Source organism: Qipengyuania aestuarii, from assembly GCF_019711535.1.
GTDB classification, from domain to species: Bacteria; Pseudomonadota; Alphaproteobacteria; order Sphingomonadales; family Sphingomonadaceae; genus Qipengyuania; species Qipengyuania aestuarii.
The window spans coordinates 134486-155516 of record NZ_JAIGNP010000001.1 but is presented as its reverse complement, the minus strand read 5'-3'; the positions used below and the strand labels follow the sequence as shown (position 1 = coordinate 155516).

Genomic DNA, 21031 nt, shown 5'->3' with positions numbered 1-21031 from the left:
GATCGCACCCCCGCTTCGACCGTCAGTTTTAACCTCCTGGACCGTGCTCCATGTGCTCCAACCTTCAGCTTCAGGCAGCGTAGTATGAACAGCCCGACCCGAATCGCCGCAGCTTTCGCCAAGCCGCATCCCGCCCTCGTCTGCTTCGTCACCGCTGGCGATGGCGACACGGCGGCCAATCTCGATGCGCTCGTCGAAGGCGGCGCGGATGTGATCGAACTGGGCATGCCCTTTACCGATCCCATGGCCGATGGCCCGGCGATCCAGAACGCCAACCTGCGTTCGCTCGGCGTGGGCACCACCACGGCGGACGTGCTGAAGATCGCGCGCAAGTTCCGCGGGCGCCATCCTGACGTGCCGCTGGTGCTGATGGGTTATGCCAATCCGATGATCCGCCGCGGACCGGACTGGTTCGCCCAGGCGGCAAGCGAGGCGGGCGTGGACGGCGTGATCTGCGTCGACATCCCGCCCGAAGAGGACGATGCGCTTGGCCCGCAGCTACGCGACAAGGGCATCGCCCCCATCCGCCTTGCCACTCCCACCACCGATGAAAAGCGCCTGCCGCAGGTGCTCGAAGGATCGGGCGGCTTCCTCTATTACGTCTCGGTCGCCGGGATCACGGGCAAGCAGCAGGCAGCGCAGACCTCGATCGAAGAAGCGGTCGGCAGGCTGAAAGCGGCCACCGATCTACCTATTGCCGTCGGCTTCGGCGTGCGCACGCCGGATCAGGCAGGCGCCATTGCCAGGGTGGCGGACGGTGTCGTCGTCGGCTCCGCACTCGTCGAACTGGTGGGGGAACACGGCGCCGACGCTCCGGAAAAGCTGCGCGAATTGACAGCAAGCCTTGCCAAGGCGGTGCATTCGGCGGCAAAGGCCCCCTCGAAAGAAGGTTAGGCATGAACTGGTTCACACGCGTACGCAACTCTATCTCCTGGTTACCCAAGCGCAGCACCGACAAGGATCTGTGGGTCAAATGTCCGAACTGCCAGCAAATGGTGTTCGGTCAGGAGTATGAAGAGAACATGGATGTCTGCCCGCGCTGCGGCCACCATGGCCGGATCGGTGCGGACAAGCGGCTCGCGATGGTGCTGGACGAAGGCTTCCAGACGCTTCCCATTCCGGAAGTAAAGGAAGACCCGCTCAAGTTCCGCGATTCCAAGAAATACACCGACCGCCTGAAACAGGCTCGCGCCAAAAGCCCGCACAAGGACGCTTTCCTCGTTGGTGAAGGCGCCATCGAGGGCAAGCCGGCAGTCGTCGGCGTGCAGGACTTCACCTTCATGGGCGGCAGCATGGGCATGGCCGTGGGTACCGCCTTCTGCCAGGGCGCCGAACGCGCGCTGACGCTGCGCGCGCCCTATATCGTCGTGACGGCTGCGGGCGGTGCGCGCATGCAGGAAGGCATTCTCAGCCTGATGCAGATGCCCAAGGCGACCGTGATGACCCGGCGCCTGAAGGAAGCGGGCCTGCCCTATATCGTCGTGCTGACCGATCCGACCACGGGCGGCGTGACGGCGAGTTACGCCATGCTCGGCGATGTCCATATCGCGGAACCGGGCGCCCTGATCGGTTTTGCCGGGCAGCGCGTGATCCAGGACACCATTCGCGAACAGCTGCCCGAAGGCTTCCAGCGCGCTGAGTATCTGCACAAGCACGGCATGGTCGACATGGTCGTCCACCGCCACGATCTGCGCGATACGCTATCGACGCTGATCGATTACCTCGCCCCGGCCGAGGCGGCCTGAGCCTTTCGATGCGGGACTTCGCCCGCTCCGAAAACTCGGCCGTGCAGGCGCAGCTCGACCGGCTGGCCCAGCTGAGCGTACCCGATGGGCGGCTCGGACTTGTCACGATCCGGGCCCTGCTGGACCGGCTGGGTAATCCGCACGAGCGGCTGCCCCCGGTCTTCCATGTGGCGGGGACCAACGGCAAGGGTTCGACCTGTGCCTTTCTGCGCGCCATGCTGGAGGCGGAAGGCTACCGGGTTCACGTGACCACGAGCCCGCATCTCGTCCGCTACAACGAACGCTTTCGGGTGGCGGGCGAGCTGATCGGTGACGAACGCCTCGCCCAATTGCTCGGCGAAGTACTGGACGCCGGCGAGGATCTGAACCCCAGCTTCTTCGAAGTCACGATCGCCGCAGCCTTCACCGAATTCGCGCGCGTCCCGGCCGATGCCTGCGTGGTGGAAGTGGGCCTGGGTGGGCGGTTCGATGCGACCAATGTGCTGGAAAAACCTGCTGCGTGCGGGATAGCCGCGCTCGGCATCGACCACGAGCGCTTCCTGCTGGCACCCGAAGAGGGCGTGCCGGAAGCGCCCCTCGCCCGGATCGCTTTCGAGAAGGCGGGTATCGCGAAATCGGGGGCTTCGCTCGTCACTCTCTCCTATCCCGAAATCGCCTCTAGCGAGATCGAAGCCGCCGCCGCACGACACGGCGCGCCGCTGGCCATGCGCGCCCGGGAATGGTCTGCCGCGGCGACCGATCTCGAACTGCATTACGCCGACCGTCACGGGGAACTGGCGCTTTCTCTTCCCACCCTACCCGGACCTCATCAGCCCGAGAATGCCGCGCTGGCGGCCGCCATGCTGAGACATCAGGATTACGTGCCGGTCTCGGCCCGCGCCATCGCCTCAGGCATACGCAGTGCTGTCTGGCCGGCCAGACTTCAGCGCTTGGCGCCCGGGCCGCTTACCGGCGATCGCGAGATCTGGCTCGACGGCGGGCACAACCCCTCTGCCGGGGAGATACTGGGCCGCCATTTCGCAGGCCAGCGACTCCATCTGGTCATCGGCATGCTCGATGCAAAGGATCCCGCTGCGATCACGGCGCCGTTACGCGGCGCCATTTCCAGCGTGACTGTGGTCCCTGTGCCCGGCCACGATTGGCACCCGGTCGGTGCTTTCGCTGACGGAAGCCGGGCGGCGGAGGACGTTCCCGCCGCACTGGCCGCCCTTCCGCAGGACGGGCTGCCGGTGCTGATTGCCGGATCGCTCTATCTCGCCGGAGAGGTCCTGCGCCTGAACGCGGAATTGCCCGACTGATCGTCAGGCGGCGGAGGTCTCCGCCTCGCTCTCCCCGGCTTCGGGCGCCACGATCCCGGCGTTCCGCTTGCCGCGGCTCTCGCGGTACCATTCAAGGCACACCAGCACCGCGGCGCCAAGGCCGATCCAGGTCGTGAGAATGAAGACGTCGTAATAGCCCTGGTTCTCGATCATCTCGCCAAGAGCGCCGCGCCCGAGCGTACCCACAAGCAGCGTAAGCGACGACAGCAAAGCGTATTGGACGGCACTGAACTTCTTCGACACAATCGACGACAGCCAGGCAATATAGGCGGCACCCGCAATCCCGATGGCAAGGTTTTCGAAAGCGATGGTGATCGTCAGCCTTGCCAGAGCCGCATCGCCGATGCCGGGCACCTGCTCGATCAGATAGGTGAAGCCGATCGCGTCGCTGAACGCCTGCATGTTCGCGCCCCCAACAGCCATATCCGCATAGAGCAGATTGGTAAGCGCGGCGAGAATGCCGCCGATAAGCAGCGTCGCCATCCGCCCGATCGTGGTGAGCATCAGTCCGCCCAAAGCGAGGCCTGCGATGATTGCGCCAACGCCGAAGAACTTGGACGCGAAGGCAACATCGTCATTGGTGTACTGAAGCTCGCCCAGATAGAAAGGATAGGCAAAGGTGCCCCAGATCGCATCGCAGATGCGATAGGTCAGAACCACGGCGAGAATCAGCACCAGCGACCACCCCATACGCCCCACAAATTCGACCAAAGGCAGAACCAGCGCGCGATAGAGATGATCGAGCGCAAACGCGCCTCCGGTCGCGGGCGCTTCGTCCACGGTGAGCAAATGCTTGCCCTGCTTCTTTTGCGATGCGAGCCAGCCCGCAATCAGGGCAGGCAGGATAATGGTCGCCACAATGATCCACGGACCGACATTTACGGTAAATTCGGTCGGGTTAGGCCGATCTTCCGGCGCATAGGTCATCGACATAATCATGAAGGCGAGCACCACACCGATCGCCCCAGCCCAGAGAAGGCCCACTAGAGCCAGGGCACGATTGCGGACCTTCGGCGCGAGTTCGCCGGCCTTTCGCAAGGCGCGAACCTGCAGCTCGCTTTCATTGGCGACGTCAGACGCTTCCTCGTCCGCGTTCGGAGCCCACAGACCGATGAAGCCGACAAACAGGAGAATCGCCCCCATCAGCGCATAGGTTTCCGGCCATCCGATGCGCGCGGCGATGATGAGGCCTAGCGCGCCGCCGACCAGAGAAGAAAGCCGGTAACCCATCTGATAGACGGTCGAGAGGATGTCGATGGTCGCGCGTTCGTCGGCAACGTCGATGCGCCAGGCATTGATCGCGATATCCTGCGTGGCACTGGCAAAAGCGCCAATGCCCGCCAAAAGGCTGAACCAACCGAGCTGGGTTCGTGGTTCAAGTATGCTCATGGTCACAAGAATCGCGCCCAGCAGCAATTGCATTGGGACGATCCACTGCTTGCGTCGTCCCAGTTTGCGTAGGACGGGGATATTGACCTTGTCGATCAGCGGAGACCAGAGGAACTGGAAGGCATAGGCCAGACCGATCAGGCTGAAGATACCCATCGTCTCGAGGTCGACCTCCGCCTCGGTAAGCCACGCGAACAAGGTGCCGAGAAAGAGAGCAAAGGGCAGACCGCTGGCGAAACCGAATAGTAGCATGAAGCCCGTTTTCCGGTTCGTAAGCGCAAGGCCGAGAACTTTGAGCGCGGATTTCTTTTTCTTTTCTGCCGCTTCGGCCATGCAAGAGCGTCCTTCCGTTTATCGTATTTTTTGCGACACTAGCGCCTGGATAGAGAAAGGAACAGGCGCAATGGGAGTTCCTTAGCCGCAGCCAGATGGCGATGAACGTATGTCGTTATAGAGGGGGTCAAAATACTCACGGCTGGCTGAACCGGCGCTTGCTGCTTTGGCCTGTGGGGCGATGCTCCGTCAGGACCGAGTTATGGTCATCCACTCTAAGCGAAGAAGACCGCTGCGCATTGCGGCACGAGGAAGCCTTGCGCGCTTCCTGCGGAAAGCTTAACCGCGCTGTCATGGCCGAAAACAGACTTCCCGAAGCCGGCGACCGGATCGCCAAGCTGCTCGCCCGCGCTGGCGTTGCAAGCCGCCGAGAGATCGAGCGGATGATCGCCGACGGGCGTGTTTCGCTCAACGGCAAGGTGCTCGACACGCCGGCGATCAAGCTGGAGAGCCTTCGCGGCGTGAGTGTCGACGGCAAGCCCGTGGGTGAAGCCGAGGCGACGCGGCTGTTCGCCTTTCACAAGCCGTCGGGCCTTATCACGGCAGAACACGATCCCAAGGGACGGCCGACAATCTATGCCGCGCTGCGCAATGCCCTGCCCAAGGATGCCGGCAGGGTGATGCCGGTGGGCCGTCTCGACTTCAACACGGAGGGGCTGCTGCTGCTCACCAATGACGGCGAAATGAAGCGCGCGATGGAGCTGCCGTCGACCGGCGTGCCGCGCACCTACCGTGCCCGGGCATTCGGCGACATCACCCAGGCGCAGCTCGACGAACTGATCGAAGGCGTCGAGATCGACGGAGTCCGCTACGGCCAGGTCGAGGCCAATCTCGAACGCGGGTCGGGCCGCAACCGCTGGATCGAAATGACTTTGCGCGAAGGGAAGAACCGCGAAGTCCGCAGGATTCTGGAGCATCTCGGGCTCGAAGTGAACCGCTTGCTACGCATCGGCTACGGCCCCTTCCATCTTGGCGATTTGCCCCGCGGGCAGGCGGTCGAGATCAAGCGCGGCGATGTCGAGGGGTTCAAGCGGGAGCTGGCGCGCGGAGGCCGTTCGTGAGGATCATTGCCGGCGACTGGCGCGGGCGCAATATCGTCGCGCCCAAGGGAGACCTCACGCGCCCGACATCGGACCGCACGCGCGAGACCCTGTTCAGCATGCTCGCCAGTCGCCTCGGCAGCTTTGACGACATCTCGGTGGTCGATCTGTTCGCCGGGTCCGGCGCGCTGGGCCTCGAAGCCCTTTCGCGCGGCGCAGCCTCCTGCCTCTTCGTCGAGCAGGAAAGCGAGGCGGTGAAGGCGATCAGAGCCAATATCGACACTTTCGATGCACGTACCCGGACCCAGGTCCAGCAAGGCTCGGTCATGGCCCTCGCCCCTGCAAAAGTGCCGCATGATCTGATCCTGCTCGATCCGCCCTACGACACCGGCGCCGGTCAGGTAGCTCTCGACCGGATGGCGCGGCTCGGCTGGATCGGTAGCGCCAGCTGGATCGCATTGGAAACCCGCAAGGACGAAGATATTGCGGTCAAGGCATTGGAGATCGAAAGCGAGCGGGTCGTCGGCAAGGCGAAGCTCACGCTGTTACGATTGAAAGACTAGCCCCCCAAAAAGAAAGGGCGGGACCGCATATGCAGCCCAGCCCTATTCTCTTTCTGCAGATCGCTCTGCAAACCTACATGTAGGGTTAGTTGTTCGGACGTGTTGCCGGAAGCGGCTCGTTAATTTCGCTTGCCGGACGACCCGGCCAATATTCGAGAGGGCGGTTTACGCCTGCACCACGCTTGCCGGCTTCCCACGCATTAATGCAATTATCCTGTTCGTCGGCCGAACAGATCGGGAGGTCTCCGGTCGGAGGACCTGCGTCCGCCGGCGTCGATTGGACGACTTCGCTGCTCACGAAGCGCGGGGACATGGAACTGGCAGATGCTGCCGAGGTTCTGGCGGTCGCGGCGGTGCTGGAATTGTTCATGCCCGACATCTGGGCGTTGATCTGCTGCCAAGCCATCGTGCGCTGTTCCGGAGTCATCTCGTAGATGCGGACACGCTGGGGATCGGTAAGCACCCACCACGCTTCGGTCTGGGTCGGCTCCAGGGTCCAGTAATATTCCTGAACGTCGCTGGGCCACGCATCGTAAGCGCCACGGCGGTCTGCTGGCCATCCTTCGTACATCGTGGTCTGGGCGTCGGTAAGAACATAGGCCTCACCATCTGCAGTGACAGCCATATCTTGGGAAATTGCGGGGGCGGCAGCAAAAGTAAGGGCTGCGGCGCTGGCAAAAATGATACTTTTCATAATCTAGTCTCCTGACGTTGACCTTGAGCCTAGTACGCGGCGGGACGGCTGATTGTTCCGAAGACGCCCCCGGGGGGTTGTACAGCGAGGCTGCGTTCCCTAGTTGTTCTGACACAATGCCAGACCTATCGACCCCGCTCGAAAACGCCGGAAATGCCGACGTTCCAGCCTATGCCGCTACCCTGAACGAGCCGCAGAAACAGGCTGTGCTGACCACTGAAGGCCCGGTCCTGATGCTGGCGGGGGCTGGCACTGGCAAGACCGCCGCGCTCACCGCCCGGCTGGCGCATCTGATTGCCACCCGCAGGGCTTGGCCGAGCGAAATTCTCTGTGTCACATTTACCAACAAGGCCGCGCGCGAGATGCGCGAACGCGTGGGCCGTCATATCGGCGATGCGGTCGAAGGCATGCCCTGGCTCGGCACTTTCCATTCGATCGGTGCAAGGATGCTGCGCCGCCATGCCGAGATCGTGGGCCTGCAAAGCAATTACACCATCATCGATACCGATGATCAGCTGCGCCTGCTGAAACAGCTCATCCAGGAGCAGGATCTAGATGAAAAACGCTGGCCTGCCCGCCAGCTGGCCGGTCTGATCGATCGCTGGAAGAACCGCGGGCTCAATCCGGGCGATCTCGATACGGTTGAAAACGAAGCCTATGCCAACGGGCGCGGCGCGCAGTTCTACAAGCTTTACCAGGACCGCCTGAAAGCGCTGAACGCCTGCGACTTCGGCGACCTGCTGCTGCATATGCTCAACATCTTCCGCCAGCATCACGATGTGCTGGCGCAGTATCAGCAGCGTTTCAAATACATCCTGGTGGACGAATATCAGGACACCAATCAGGTCCAGTATTTGTGGCTGCGCCTGCTGGCACAGGCACACAAGAATATCTGCGTGGTGGGCGACGATGATCAGTCGATCTATTCCTGGCGCGGAGCCGAAGTGGCCAATATCCTGAAGTTCGAAAAGGATTTCCCCGGCGCGGCGGTCATCAAGCTGGAACAGAACTACCGGTCGACACCGCAAATCCTGGCGGCGGCTTCCGGCCTGATCGATGCCAACAGCGAACGGCTGGGCAAGACACTGTGGACCGAGCTTCCCGCGGGAGAAAAGGTGCGCGTCGTCGGCATCTGGGACGGCCCGGAAGAGGCCCGCCGGGTGGGCGAGGCGATTGAACGGCTGGAAAGCGAAGGCGCCCCGCTCGATCAGGTAGCCATTCTGGTGCGCGCCCAGTACCAGACCCGCGAGTTCGAAGACCGCTTCATTCAGATCGGCCTCAATTACCGCATCGTCGGCGGCTTCCGCTTTTACGAGCGCGCCGAAATTCGCGACGCCCTCGCCTATCTGCGCACAATCGCCCAGCCAGCAGACGATCTGGCGTTCGAAAGGATATACAACCAGCCCAAGCGCGGGCTCGGTGCGAAGACGCTCGAAGCGATGCGCCGCCACGCCCGCCGCACGCAGCAACCGCTCGCGGCCGCGTCGCTCGATCTCGCCGATAGCGATGAACTGCCTGCCCGCGCGCGCAACACTCTGGTCGGCCTGCTCAGCCAGTTCGTCCACTGGCGCGAAATGGCAGGAAAGGTCACCCCTTCCGAATTGCTGCGCACGGTTCTGGTGGAAAGCGGTTACGAGGAAATGCTGCAGAAAGATCGCAGCGCGGAAAGCGCCGGGCGGCTGGAAAACCTGTCCGAGCTTGCGCGGGCGATGGAAGAGTACGAAACGCTCACCGATTTCCTCGAACATGTTAGCCTGGTGATGGACAATGACCGCGCCGACGATGGCGAAAAGGTCACCATCATGACCATGCACGCCGCGAAGGGGCTGGAATTCGATCACGTGTTTCTGCCCGGATGGGAAGAAGGCGTGTTCCCCAGCCAGCGGGCGATCGACGAAGGCGGGCTCGCCAGTCTCGAGGAAGAACGACGGCTGGCCTATGTCGCGATCACTCGCGCCAAGCGCCGCTGTACCATTTTCCACGCCGCGAACCGGCGCATCTATGGGCAATGGACCAGCTCCATACCCAGCAGGTTCATCGGCGAGCTGCCGGATGAACATGTGGAAAGCGAAACCACGATGAGCGGCGGCGCGTCCCTGTGGCGCGCGAACTGGACCGAAACCGAAGATCCCTTCGCCCATGTTTCAACCGCACGTCCGGACCGCAGCACGGCGCGCGGGCCCGGCTGGCAGCGCGCACTGGCAAGCGGCTATGAGACGGCGCCTAAAAGATTGGCGGAATCGGGGAAAAGCGCGGCGAGTTTCGCGGCAAAACCCCGCACCGATGTCAGCATCGGCGCGCGGGTGTTTCACGATAAATTCGGCTACGGCCTCGTCACCGATCAGGAAGGCAACAAGCTGGAAATCGAATTCGAGAAGTCCGGCACGAAGCGGGTCCTAGACAGCTTCGTAAAGCTCGCCGCCGAATAAGCGGCAAGCCTTTTGCCCTGATCTCCTGAATGGAATTCTGAGGCAGAATTTCCGCGCCTTAAAGCGCGGAAACGTCCAGGAAGCTTGGGCGCGGGCCGTTCCATTCGCCCGGCGCGGTTGGGCCGTCATCGCGATCGTTGTCCCGGTAAGAACGCTTCGCCTTCTTTTCCGGTTCGCTATCCCGGCTGCGACGCGATCTGGCGGGCGCTTCTTCCGGATCGCCGCGCTTTTCCCTGACGGGCTTTTCCTTGGGCGCTTCGACCAGTTCGACGCGGACATCCTTCTTGCCGAAGACGGCAATCGGGGTCTTGGTCAGCTTTTCGACATTCTGGATCGCTTCCGCGTCTTCGCCGGTCACGAAGGTGAATGCGCGGCCTTTGGCCCCTGCCCGCCCCGTACGGCCGATCCGATGTACGTAATCGTCCGGGTGCCAGGGTGTGTCGAAATTGAAGACGTGGCTTACGCCCTTCACATCCAGTCCGCGCGCCGCGACATCAGACGCGACAAGGATGTTGACCTCGCCCGCCTTGAATCGCTCCAGTTCCTGGATCCGGCTGGACTGATCCATGTCGCCGTGGATCTCGCTACTTGCGAAACCGTGACGCTGCAGGCTCTGGTTGAGCTCGCGCACGGTGGTCTTGCGATTGGCGAAGATGATCGCCGTTTCCACCAGATCGTTACGGAGCAACCAGCGCAGCGTCTCACGCTTCTTGCGCGGCTCCACCGGGATCTTGAATGCGGTGATGTCCTTGTTGGTGGTGGCTGCCCGGCTCACTTCGATCCGCTTGGGATTGTCGAGGAACTTCTTGGCCAGCTTTTCGATCGGCGGCGGCATGGTCGCCGAAAACAGCATGGTCTGCCGTGTTTCGGGAAGCTTGTCGCAAATGAATTCGATATCGGGAATGAACCCCATATCCAGCATCCGGTCGGCTTCGTCGATGACGAGCAGCTCGCAGCCATTGAGCAGGATTTTTCCACGCTCGAACAGGTCCATCAGGCGGCCCGGGGTCGCAATCAGGACATCGACGCCATCGTTAAGCGCCTTGACCTGATCGCCCATCTGCACGCCGCCGATCAGCAGCACGAGCTTGAGATCGTGATTCTTGCCGTATTTCTCGAAATTTTCGGCGACCTGGGCGGCCAATTCCCGCGTCGGAGCGAGAATGAGGCTGCGGGGCATCAGAGCACGGCGGCGGCCGCTCGCAAGAATGTCGATCATCGGCAGGACGAAACTGGCTGTCTTGCCAGTACCGGTCTGCGCGATGCCGATGATGTCTTTCATCATCAGTACCGGCGGGATGGCCTGTGCCTGGATCGGAGTCGGCTCGGTGTAGCCGGCCTCTTCGACGGCTTTGAGCAGGTCTGCGGAAAGGCCGAGATCGGCAAAACTCATGCGGCTAACGATTGCCCCTTTTCAGGAAAAATATCAGAAAATACCAGAAAAGGCCGCGCCAAGGCGGCCTCTAGCGAGGGCGCCCATCGCCAATTCATCGCCTCAAGTCAAGGAAAACCGCCTCAGTCGACGGGTTCGACAGCCAATTGCGTGAACCGTGTCACCTGGCATTTGGCCCCTGCCCGGCTCAGTAGCCGGTCGCGATTGATGCAGATCTTTCCATCGTCGCTGCGCTCCATATAAAAGCCGCGGTAGAAATCGCGCGGGCTGCAGCCCTTTTCGAGCTTGGCCAGGAGCGTCCTGCGGTCATGGGTAAACATGGCCAGGCGATCGCCTTGGTCGGCAACGCCGCCGATATCTTCGCTATCCACGCATTTGGCATAGGGCCGTTCTACCAATCGCCGGCGCGGACTCGCCTGGGATGAGCTGGCGGTAAGATTCTGGCGTACTGGCCCGCGGGCGGGCGAAATGCGCAAGATGATGCGCCGCTCGATCCGGACCTGCTCGTTTGTAGAGGGGCCGATACCCTCGAACAACGGCGACCAGGCCGGCGCTTCCCTAGCCAGAGGCAGCGGTGACATCCGCCGGTCGCGAATCTGCTGCGCCTGCTCCGGGCGGACCTCCTCGGCGGAGGGATCAGCGCCGGTCTCTACCGTCAGGGGCAGCAGCAGCACGACAGGTGCAAGAAAGAAGGGCAAGCTTGGCATGCGTAGAAGTGTCAGAGTTCCCTTGGCGGCACCGAAGACAGCAGGATGGCTTCGTGACTGTCGCCCTACCCTCGCATCCTTGAATACCGGCTTAATTGATTGGCAGGCGTTGGCAATAGGGTGACTTCCCCCATCGCTTTATGCCATTCGGGGCGCATGACCCGCGATCCCTCTTTCCTTGCGGCCGTGGCCGATTTGCTCGGTCCGCGCGGCTTCACGACCGATCCCGAATTGCTGGACCCGTGGCTAACCGACTGGCGCGGCAGGTTCACCGGCAAGGCGCTTGGCCTAGCCTCTCCAGCGAGCACACAGGAGGTGTCCGCGCTGGTCAAGCTATGCGCCGCACACGAGGTGCCGATCGTTCCCCAGGGCGGCAACAGCGGCATGTCCGGCGGCGCCACCCCCGATACCACCGGCAAAAGCCTCATCCTCTCCCTCCGCCGTATGAATGATTTTGGTGCATTTGACGTGAAGGCGCGCCAGATCACGTGTGGTGCAGGCGTCATTCTCCAGACCCTCCACGAACGGGTTGCCGAACAAGGCCTTCGCTTTCCCCTCACCCTCGGAGGAAAAGGATCCGCCACTATTGGCGGACTGATATCGACCAATGCTGGCGGCACACAGGTATTGCGGCACGGGACGATGCGCGCTCAGGTGCTGGGGCTGGAAGCGGTCATGGCCGACGGCTCCGTGCTCGACACGCTTACCCCGCTGAAGAAAGACAACCGCGGTTTCGACCTGAAGCAATTGCTCATTGGCTCCGAAGGGACATTGGGCATCGTGACCGCAGCTACATTGCAGCTCTTGCCACAAATCGGCGATCGGCGCGTCATCTGGGCAGGCCTCACATCGATTCAAAAGGCGCGAGAGCTGCTGCTCCATTGCGAGGCCCAAGCCCCCGACTTCTTGGAAGGATTCGAAGTCTTACCGAATCATAGCCTCGAGGCGGTGCTCGCCCACCTTCCCGACGCGCGTAGTCCGGTCGCCGAGAAGTATCCCTGGCATGCGTTGATCGAGCTGACCGCAATCCAAGGCGAAAGCGAACCTCTCACGCAGAAAACGGAAGCCTTGATGGTTTCGGCATTCGAGGCAGATCTTGTTGAAGATGCCGTTATCTCCGCCAATGAAACGCAAGCAGAGGCATTCTGGTTACTGAGGGATTCGATCGCCCCGGCAGAAAGAGCGATCGGTCCTGCCATGCAGCACGACATTGCGATTCCGGTTCCGCTGATGGCCGACTTCATTGAGAAAGTATCGCCGGAAATCGAAGACCGTTTCCCAGGGACGACGACCGTTGCATTTGGCCACCTCGGCGACGGCAACGTGCACTTTCATGTCCTCGCGCCGAAGGGAGCCGACCCGCAACGCTGGGAGGCAGGCGAGGCGAAGGAAGTCAGCGGGTTCGTACATGATAAAGTTTCGCAATGGGGAGGCTCCATCAGCGCGGAACACGGAATTGGGCAGGTTAAGCGGGATGAGCTGGGACGGCTGGGCGACCCTGCAAGGCTGGCACTCATGCGGAACATAAAGGCCGCACTCGATCCAAAGGGCATTATGAATCCCGGGAAACTGGTGCCGCTTGCGAAACAAGCTGCAACTACGTAAGGCCCACGGTCCGGCGCGTAATGCCGCTATCGGTATGGTTCGCCAAATCAGTTTTATTCTAAAAGACTTGTCGGAGATTATTCATGGCCAGCGCGCCGCAGCAGCCCCAATTGCCTTTGTTCTTCAACGATCTCATGCCGTTGAACAGCCGGGATCATAAGAACTATCGCTCGCGCATGATCGACAGCGCTCCGTGGCTTTCCAAAGCACATGCCATTCCGTTGACTGTCGACGAATTTGTCCAGGCCCAGCGTAATTTCCCGATTGTGTTTTCCAGCGGCGAGAATCCGCTTCCCCTCGCGCTCATGGGCCTCAACGAAGGCGTGAACACTTTCGTGGATGAAAGCGGCAAGGTGACCGAACAGGTTTACCTTCCAGCCTACATCCGCCGCTACCCCTTCATGCTGGCGAAGCTTCAGAAGGACGCGACCGAGCTTTCCTTGATGTTTGACCCCACCAGCGAAGCGTTGGGCGAATTCGCTGATGGAGAGCGCCTGTTCGACGACGAGGGCAATACCACGGATGCCACCAAACGTGTCCTGGAGTTCTGCGAACATTTCGAACAAGCAGCACAGCGCACTCAAGCCTTTCTCGCTGAAATCAAGGAAGCCGGTCTTCTCATGGATGGCGAAGTTGCCATTCAGCGCCAGGACACCGACAAGCCCTTCGTATATCGCGGGTTCCAGATGGTCGACCAAGAAAAGCTCCGCGAGGTCAGTGCCGAAAAGCTGGAAGCCTGGAACAAGAACGGTCTCCTCATGCTGATCCATGCCCACATCTATTCTCTCGAACTGATGCGGGTCATCTTCGCGAGGCAGATGCAGCAAGGCTCGGCTCCGCAGCCTACATCACAAGCGAACCTGCCCAACTGATTTATTGAAGTTAGCCGGTGACCCGACGTCAGATTTCCCGCCCTCTTGGCCTGCTTCGGCTATCAGGGACGCGTTCGGGTCACCGGTTATTGATTCTGCCTGCGCTGGTTCTGATCGCAGCCTGCAACCCAGCAATGGGCGGACCGGGTAGAGCGAGCGCCTCCTTGGCATCGCCGCTACAAACATTTCAGGACAAAGAAGTCCGGCTTTATGAAATAGGGTACCGCCTGGCATCGGCGAATGCGCCTTACTGCGACCGGACGGAACCAACACTCGGTTTCTTGATCCACGACGCTGGAGCGTACGACGACGCCAATCGGGTCAGAGAAGAGTTCGGATTGGTTGGCGATATCGGCGTTCAGGCTGTCGCCCCCTATTCACCTGCATCCGTTGCCGGCATTAAAATCAATGATACGATTATCGCGATTGATGGACAGCCAGTCGTTTCCTTTCAGCCAGATCTGGAGGAGACCTGGCGGCGTGCGCTCGACATCAGACGCAAGATATCTGCATCCGCCAGCAGTGGAAGCGTAACAGTAGAATGGTCTTCTTCAGATACGGGTGTTCAACGTGCCGATCTTGAGGTTGCGAAGGTCTGCAAGTCCCAAGTGGAATTGCTATCGAAGAGTGACAGCGCTCTGGCAGATGGCACTCGTATTCTGGTGGGAGACCGATTTCCGGGTCTAGCGTATAGCGATGATGAATTGGCTGCCGTTCTGGCTCACGAAATGGCGCACAATGTTCTGAACCACATTGAATTCTTGATTGAAAACGGCCGCTCCGGAAACCGTGGCCGCAATTCCGAACGAGATGCCGATCGCTTGATGCCTTGGCTTCTGGCGAATGCCGGGTATGACCCGGGGGCTGCTAGTCGCATGATGCAAAGATACGGACCACGCCATTCGGGAGGCATTTTCCGCAGTCGTAGCCATGACGGCTGGGATGAACGCGTTTCTCTGATCCAAACTCAAGTCGAAGCAGTGAATCGGATCAGGTCGCACACCGGTGATGCGCGGGTGGATTGGCGTATCCACTTCAAGCCGCTTTTGAACGAAATCTGATCGACGCGGTCAGAGTGGCCCCTACTTGCGATAATCCGCATGTCGTGTGGGCGGTTGATATTGAACCACGCTTTGTAGTGCTTACTTATGAAAAGCCGGGGTCGTTTTCCCCTCATGACGGGCCCGGTTGCGGCGCGATCTTTTCGCGCCACCTCCCTGAACCTTGGCTACCTCGTGCAAATGCACGAGGTAGTTTTTTATTGCGCTGCTTCGAGTCCAGGAGGGCAGCCTAGCATGATTGTTCGCTCAGCCACCTCCCGCACCATTTGGGTAAGCAGTGTTACAAGCTGATCGGCATGGCTGGTCAAATTCGCAAACTCAGCGTCAAGGTAGATTGACCGGCAGATTTCCAGTTGAAATGCCTGGATCATGCAATTGGGGTTCCCGTGCCTATCGAGAACGTAACCGCCTGCGTAGGGCCTGTTACGAACAAGATGGCGACGCGCTTGTCGGAAGAACAGCTCAACCGAATCCAAAATCTCACCATGGCAACTGCCTCCGAATCGATCGCCAAGGACGAATTCGATAGGTGGAAAATTGTCATGCATCCTTGGCAAAGGAGGCATTGAATGAAGATCGATCAGCGCCGCGCACCCAAACCTATCTCGCGTGCCTTTGAGCATCTCGTTCAACCGGTCATGATAAGGACGATGAATTTCTGCTATCCGGTTTGAGAGTTCATCCATTGCGAGTGGGGAATTCCATATCTCTTCCCTGCCCAGGCGGCGGGGGACAAGACCTAGCCCATTCCTTGCTCTCCGTCTTGCCGGGGTCGCAGGTCGCGGCTCCTCAGCCTTGTCACTTACCATTCCCCAGTCGACGTCATCTACATCCCGGTTAAGGTCGATCATGGCTCGTGGGGCATCGGCTATGAGAATTGCGGCCCCCGTGTGTTGAGCAATCGCGATTGCGAGCTTATCGACCATCCTATCTTCCAGCTTAAGTCTTGAAGGTTCAGGATCGCGCATCTTTTTGATTAGGGAGTCAGGATAAAGACGTCCGGCGTGAGGGACAGACAGAACGACCGGAATTAACGCGGCACCTACGGAAGAATAGCGAAAAGCCGGTTGGTTTACCTGCGAAATACGGCCACCAACCTCCATCGCGATTGCTTCTAAGGCATTCGTGTTCAACATATTGCATTTCGCTCCAAAAGAGGCGGTCAAACATGACACATAGAGATTTATGCCTCGGAATTGGAACCATATCGCTTCCAAGGCACCGTGCTGCATCACAAGGCGGGTCAGGCTGGATCACCTTACCCACCTGAGCAGTGGTTTTTTTAAAAGGTTCGATCTAAGACGATTGCCATGGCTGATCCCAAGAATCTCATTTTGCTAGCTGAAGATGATGAGGCCATGCGCCTTTATCTGGAACGCGCGTTGGAAAATGCAGGTTTCGAAGTGGATTCAGTGGACCGGGGAACTGAAGCGGTAACTTTGCTCGAAGGCAAGATGTACGACCTGTTGCTTTCAGATATCGTAATGCCTGGCATGGACGGCATCGAACTCGCCCAGCGATGCAATAAGATCAGCCCTTCGACCAAGATCATGTTCATCACTGGATTCGCCGCGGTCAGTCTTAAAGCAAGCCGCGAACAACCCAACGCGAAGGTCTTATCCAAGCCATTTCACCTTCGCGATCTGGTGCTGGAAGTGCGACGTGTGCTGAGCGAACCAATGAGCGCGCAAATATATTGAAATTGGCCTTGCGTGCCTGTGACACTCCCGTTAAGGCGCGTCCTTACCGGCCCGGCCGGCTCATTCGATGTGTGGGCGTATAGCTCAGTGGTAGAGCACTATGTTGACATCGTAGGGGTCCCAAGTTCAATCCTTGGTACGCCCACCATCGGAATTTCCAAGAGTCGGAGTCTGAATTGCACACCGATCTTGATCTAGCGCTTGGTGCGCAAAGCAACCGAGGCCGCGAAAACTTCTGACGTCGATGTACTGCACCGCTCTGACGACGAGTGCTCTTCTCTAAAGAGATGGGCACCTACGCCTAAACTGCGCAAAAACAATAAATTTTGATCAGAAGCAAATCCTTCGCCCAAATCAAAAAGGCCGGCCCCGCAGTTGCGAAACCGGCCCAAGAAATTTTTCGCGATAAAGCTTATGCGCTTACAGGCGCATCAACGAAATCGTCATCATCATCGTCAGCAGCAATGATGATGCCTGCGATGACAGCTGCTGCTGCAAGAGCAGCAATAATCAAAGAAGAGCCGCCAGCCAGATCTGAGGTTTCTTCAACCGGCTGCGAGCTACGCTGAGCGTCAGCGGCCGTAGCGACGACCGGAGTTGCAGCCATAGCCACTGCAGCAAAAGGAAGGATGAACTTTTTCATATCTACACTTACTCCTAATTTAACCCTGCTTACCCGAGGGCCTTTGGATTTGATAGGCGGCGGAATATCGGACCAAACAAATAAGTTCAACCCCATTCGGCCTAATTCGCCTCACAAACTGCCCTTTAAATATCTGGTCATTAGTGAGAATTTCCTCACTGCTCGCAAACATCGCACAGTTCAATGATGCAAACTAGCGAAAAACGGTGCGGTTCCAGTTCATCACGCCCGCTACGACGCGCGAAAAGTCGCCGTTGCATTTTTGCATCATATTTCTCTCTTTTTGGCAGCGACCTATCATACGCAGGTGATGAACACCCGAGCTGCGGCGAGCGAATCCGAAATAAAACAGACCAATTAAAGAACGAGGTCAACGTCCCGTCAGAGAGTAGTAGTTAGCCGCGGCCAGTCATATAGCTGCGATCGGGTTCGCCACGCGCAAAATCGCACCACCTTGCTCTGAAAGCAAGCTATGCTAAGGCGCGCGCAATCAAACTTCGAACAGACAGGAAACCCATGGCCAAGATCAAGGTAGCCAACCCGGTCGTCGAACTCGACGGCGACGAAATGACGAAGATCATCTGGAAGTGGATCCGCGAACGGTTGATCCTTCCCTATCTCGATATCGACCTTAAGTATTACGACCTCTCGATCGAAAAGCGCGACGAGACCGACGACCAAATCACAGTCGACGCGGCCAATGCGATCAAGGAGCACGGGGTCGGCGTGAAGTGCGCAACGATCACTCCCGACGAAGCCCGCGTCGAGGAATTCGGCCTCAAGAAGATGTGGCGTTCGCCCAACGGCACCATCCGCAACATTCTCGGCGGCGTGGTCTTTCGCGAACCCATTGTGATCGACAACGTGCCGCGTCTTGTACCCGGCTGGACCGATCCCATTGTTGTCGGACGTCATGCCTTCGGGGACCAATATCGCGCCACCGACACGCTGATCCCCGGCGCCGGCAAGCTGCGTCTCGTCTTCGAAGGCGAAAACGGCGAGAACATTGACCTCGACGTGTTCGAATTCCAGAGCCCCGGCGTCGCCATGGCGATGTACAACCTCGACGACAGCATCCGCGACTTCGCGCGCGCCAGCTTCGCTTACGGCCTCGACCGCAAATGGCCGGTGTATCTGTCGACCAAGAACACCATCCTCAAGAAGTACGATGGCCGCTTCAAGGACCTGTTCCAGGAAGTGTTCGACGCCGAATACAAAGAGCAGTTCGAAAAGCACGGTCTCACTTACGAGCACCGTCTGATCGACGATATGGTCGCTGCCGCCCTCAAGTGGAACGGAAAGTTCGTTTGGGCCTGTAAGAATTACGACGGCGACGTCCAGTCGGATATCGTGGCGCAGGGCTTCGGTAGCCTCGGCCTGATGACTTCGGTACTGATGACCCCAGATGGAAAGACTGTGGAAGCGGAAGCTGCGCACGGTACTGTCACGCGTCACTATCGCCAGCATCAAGAAGGCAAGGCAACTTCAACCAACCCGATCGCCAGTATCTTCGCTTGGACACGCGGTTTGATGTACCGCGGCAAGTTCGACAATACGCCTGACGTGGTGAAGTTCGCTGAAACACTTGAAAAGGTCTGCATCAAGACCGTCGAAAGTGGAAAGATGACGAAGGATCTCGCCCTTCTCATCGGTCCGCAGCAGAGCTGGATGACGACCGAGCAGTTCTTCCAAGCCATCGTCGAAGGCTTGGAAACGGAAATGGCAAACTGGGGCTGAAACCCCGCGGCTTCCGGGTCGTTATCCGGGTAAGCCAGATCATTGGGGGTCGGCGCGCAGCCGGCCCCTTTTTGTTTGGGATCGCACAAATTTAGACGGGGTTCTAATGGCAAAGCAGCCAGCTAAAAAGCGTACAACTCGCCGCAAGGGTTCAGAAAAGTTCGGCCAGAAGCGGCTCGACATTCGCAATGCCAAGATCAAGGACATTCCGGGAATCGCGAATCTGGTCCGACGGGTTTACGAGGATATGCCTGCCTACACACACGGCGAAATCCGAGGGCAGATCAACAACTTCCGAGAAGGCTGCTTCGTCGCCCTGCTCGACGACGAGGTGGTCGGTTATTGCGCGACAATGCAGCTTGCGGAAGCCTTGGCATTCCAGGAACATGACTGGGACGAAATTACCGGCAATGGATACGGCAGCCGGCACGATCCCACCGGCGACTGGCTATATGGATACGAAATGTGCGTCGATCCCAAGGTGCGTGGTGTTCGCATAGGGCGACGCCTCTATGAAGAACGTCGCGCGTTGGCCGAGGAAAAGGACCTGACAGGGATCGTCTTTGCTGGGCGGATGCCGAATTATCGCCGACTGCGCCGCAAGGTCGAAGGCCCGCAGGATTATCTGGACCAAGTCGTCGGCGGTAAGCTGCATGATCCCGTCCTGCGCTTCCAACTCGCCAATGGCTTCGAACCGGAACGAGTGATCGAAGGGTACTTACCGGAAGATAAGGCCAGCATGGCGAATGCCGTGATGATGGTCTGGCGCAACCCCTATGTCGAGCGAGATCAGCCAGTAAAGAAACGCCTTCCACGAGGGGTGGAGGCAGTACGCGTAGCGACCTGTCAGTTGCAAGCGCGGCAAGTCGCAGACTATAACGAATTCATGCGCCACGTCACCTATTTCGTAGATGTGGCAAGCGACTACGAATCAGACTTCATCGTATTTCCCGAACTCTTCACGCTCATGCTTTTAAGTTTCGAGGAAAAAGAACTCTCTCCCGTCGAAGCAATCGAGCGCCTTTCGGAATATACGCCGCGTCTTCAGGCCGACATCTCCGAAATGGCAATGCGCTACAACATCAACATTATTGCTGGTAGCCATCCCACGCGCATGGACGATGGAGACATCCACAACGTCGCCTATGTTTGCCTGCGCGACGGATCGGTGCATGCCCAGGAAAAGATCCATCCCACCCCGAACGAGCGCTATTGGTGGAACATCAAGGGCGGCGACAAGGTCGAGGTCATCCAGACCGACTGTGGGCCGATCGGGGTGCAGATTTGCTACGATAGTGAGTTTCCCGAACTCTCCCGCCGCTTGGCCGACGAAGGCGCTCGCATCATTTTCGTGCCTTTTTGTACCGACAGCCGGCAAGGCTATCTTCGCGTCAGATATTGTGGTCAGGCACGGGCGATTGAGAATCAGTGCTTTGTGGTCCTCTCCGGCAATGTCGGTAATTTGCCCAATGTCGGCAACATGGACATTCAGTATGCCCAAAGCTGCATCCTAACGCCCTGCGATTTCCCCTTCGCGCGTGACGGGATCGCTGCCGAGGCGACCGAGAATGTCGAGACACTTACTATCAGCGACATCAATCTCGCCGACTTGCAGTGGGCTCGTGCAGAAGGGACCGTGCGCAACCTCGCAGATAGGCGGTTCGACCTCTATCGTATCGAGTGGGATGAGGATGGAGCGCATCCTGGTAAGCCTCGCCCTCGCCGCGAGCCCCTTGGCCCCACTGGACCGGGCGGGGGTTAACATTTGGCAGGCTTCGTGACTTCGTGACGTTGGCTGAGT

18 protein-coding genes and 1 tRNA gene are annotated in these 21031 nt (G+C 59.3%); 13 read left to right on the top strand and 6 right to left on the bottom strand.

Annotated features, from left to right (window positions below; all coding sequences use genetic code 11):
- The first annotated feature begins 84 nt into the window (after window positions 1–84).
- Genes trpA through K3175_RS00765 form a run of 3 tightly spaced genes read left to right on the top strand, consistent with a single transcriptional unit; the run spans window position 85 to window position 3043 of the window.
- Window positions 85–894 carry a tryptophan synthase subunit alpha gene (trpA, locus tag K3175_RS00775; protein ID WP_221541474.1) on the top strand — a complete coding sequence of 270 codons (810 nt, stop codon included), beginning with the start codon at window positions 85–87 and terminating at the stop codon, window positions 892–894.
- Window positions 895–896: 2 nt separating this feature from the next.
- Entirely contained in the window at window positions 897–1745 is an 849-nt protein-coding gene (gene accD, locus K3175_RS00770; RefSeq protein WP_221541473.1) for an acetyl-CoA carboxylase, carboxyltransferase subunit beta, read from the top strand.
- Window positions 1746–1753: 8 nt separating this feature from the next.
- Window positions 1754–3043: a bifunctional folylpolyglutamate synthase/dihydrofolate synthase gene (locus tag K3175_RS00765; protein ID WP_221541472.1), complete on the top strand. Its 1290-nt coding sequence runs from the start codon at window positions 1754–1756 to the stop codon at window positions 3041–3043.
- Window positions 3044–3046: 3 nt separating this feature from the next.
- Here K3175_RS00765 and K3175_RS00760 read toward each other — a convergent pair whose 3' ends face one another.
- On the bottom strand, window positions 3047–4786 hold the full coding sequence (locus K3175_RS00760; RefSeq protein ID WP_221541471.1) for an AmpG family muropeptide MFS transporter: 1740 nt from the start codon (window positions 4784–4786) through the stop codon (window positions 3047–3049).
- Between the two features lie 293 nt (window positions 4787–5079).
- Here K3175_RS00760 and K3175_RS00755 point away from each other — a divergent pair, with 293 nt between their 5' ends.
- Window positions 5080–5847, top strand: a complete 768-nt coding sequence (locus K3175_RS00755) for a pseudouridine synthase (protein ID WP_221541470.1) — start codon at window positions 5080–5082, stop codon at window positions 5845–5847.
- The gene (rsmD, locus tag K3175_RS00750; protein WP_221541469.1) at window positions 5844–6389 is read left to right on the top strand and encodes a 16S rRNA (guanine(966)-N(2))-methyltransferase RsmD; all 546 of its coding nucleotides are present in this window, start codon (window positions 5844–5846) and stop codon (window positions 6387–6389) included. The genes K3175_RS00755 and rsmD overlap by 4 nt, the downstream gene beginning before the upstream one ends.
- Window positions 6390–6474: 85 nt before the next feature.
- On the opposite strand, the gene K3175_RS14115 is transcribed toward rsmD, so the two are convergent.
- A complete protein-coding gene (locus K3175_RS14115) occupies window positions 6475–7083 on the bottom strand; it encodes a hypothetical protein (RefSeq protein WP_247710607.1) in 609 nt (202 codons plus the stop codon).
- Between the two features lie 116 nt (window positions 7084–7199).
- Here K3175_RS14115 and K3175_RS00740 point away from each other — a divergent pair, with 116 nt between their 5' ends.
- Window positions 7200–9512, top strand: a complete 2313-nt coding sequence (locus tag K3175_RS00740; protein ID WP_221541468.1) for an ATP-dependent helicase — start codon at window positions 7200–7202, stop codon at window positions 9510–9512.
- 58 nt (window positions 9513–9570) lie between these two features.
- Here K3175_RS00740 and K3175_RS00735 read toward each other — a convergent pair whose 3' ends face one another.
- Together K3175_RS00735 and K3175_RS00730 are read right to left on the bottom strand one after the other, a co-directional pair.
- Window positions 9571–10905 carry a DEAD/DEAH box helicase gene (locus tag K3175_RS00735; protein ID WP_221541467.1) on the bottom strand — a complete coding sequence of 445 codons (1335 nt, stop codon included), beginning with the start codon at window positions 10903–10905 and terminating at the stop codon, window positions 9571–9573.
- A gap of 122 nt (window positions 10906–11027) precedes the next feature.
- Window positions 11028–11579 carry a hypothetical protein gene (locus K3175_RS00730; protein WP_221541466.1) on the bottom strand — a complete coding sequence of 184 codons (552 nt, stop codon included), beginning with the start codon at window positions 11577–11579 and terminating at the stop codon, window positions 11028–11030.
- A gap of 189 nt (window positions 11580–11768) precedes the next feature.
- Between K3175_RS00730 and K3175_RS00725 the strand changes: the two genes are divergently transcribed.
- The 3 genes from K3175_RS00725 to K3175_RS00715 all read left to right on the top strand — a co-directional run bounded on the left by K3175_RS00725 (window position 11769) and on the right by K3175_RS00715 (window position 15150).
- A complete protein-coding gene (locus tag K3175_RS00725; RefSeq protein ID WP_221541465.1) occupies window positions 11769–13217 on the top strand; it encodes an FAD-binding oxidoreductase in 1449 nt (482 codons plus the stop codon).
- An 83-nt stretch (window positions 13218–13300) separates the two neighbouring features.
- Window positions 13301–14089, top strand: a complete 789-nt coding sequence (locus K3175_RS00720; protein WP_221541464.1) for a SapC family protein — start codon at window positions 13301–13303, stop codon at window positions 14087–14089.
- A gap of 89 nt (window positions 14090–14178) precedes the next feature.
- Window positions 14179–15150: a M48 family metalloprotease gene (locus tag K3175_RS00715; protein WP_221541463.1), complete on the top strand. Its 972-nt coding sequence runs from the start codon at window positions 14179–14181 to the stop codon at window positions 15148–15150.
- Between the two features lie 197 nt (window positions 15151–15347).
- Here K3175_RS00715 and K3175_RS00710 read toward each other — a convergent pair whose 3' ends face one another.
- Entirely contained in the window at window positions 15348–16286 is a 939-nt protein-coding gene (locus tag K3175_RS00710) for an N-formylglutamate amidohydrolase (RefSeq protein ID WP_221541462.1), read from the bottom strand.
- Window positions 16287–16460: 174 nt separating this feature from the next.
- Here K3175_RS00710 and K3175_RS00705 point away from each other — a divergent pair, with 174 nt between their 5' ends.
- Both K3175_RS00705 and K3175_RS00700 read left to right on the top strand, forming a co-directional pair.
- The gene (locus tag K3175_RS00705; protein ID WP_221541461.1) at window positions 16461–16850 is read left to right on the top strand and encodes a response regulator; all 390 of its coding nucleotides are present in this window, start codon (window positions 16461–16463) and stop codon (window positions 16848–16850) included.
- A 73-nt stretch (window positions 16851–16923) separates the two neighbouring features.
- A tRNA-Val gene (locus K3175_RS00700) sits at window positions 16924–16998 on the top strand.
- Window positions 16999–17262: 264 nt separating this feature from the next.
- On the opposite strand, the gene K3175_RS00695 is transcribed toward K3175_RS00700, so the two are convergent.
- Entirely contained in the window at window positions 17263–17493 is a 231-nt protein-coding gene (locus K3175_RS00695) for a hypothetical protein (RefSeq protein WP_221541460.1), read from the bottom strand.
- A gap of 516 nt (window positions 17494–18009) precedes the next feature.
- Here K3175_RS00695 and K3175_RS00690 point away from each other — a divergent pair.
- A complete protein-coding gene (locus K3175_RS00690) occupies window positions 18010–19230 on the top strand; it encodes an NADP-dependent isocitrate dehydrogenase (protein ID WP_221541459.1) in 1221 nt (406 codons plus the stop codon).
- Between the two features lie 106 nt (window positions 19231–19336).
- Window positions 19337–20992, top strand: coding sequence for a carbon-nitrogen hydrolase family protein (locus K3175_RS00685; RefSeq protein WP_221541458.1), 1656 nt, complete (start codon window positions 19337–19339; stop codon window positions 20990–20992).
- Window positions 20993–21031: the final 39 nt, after the last annotated feature.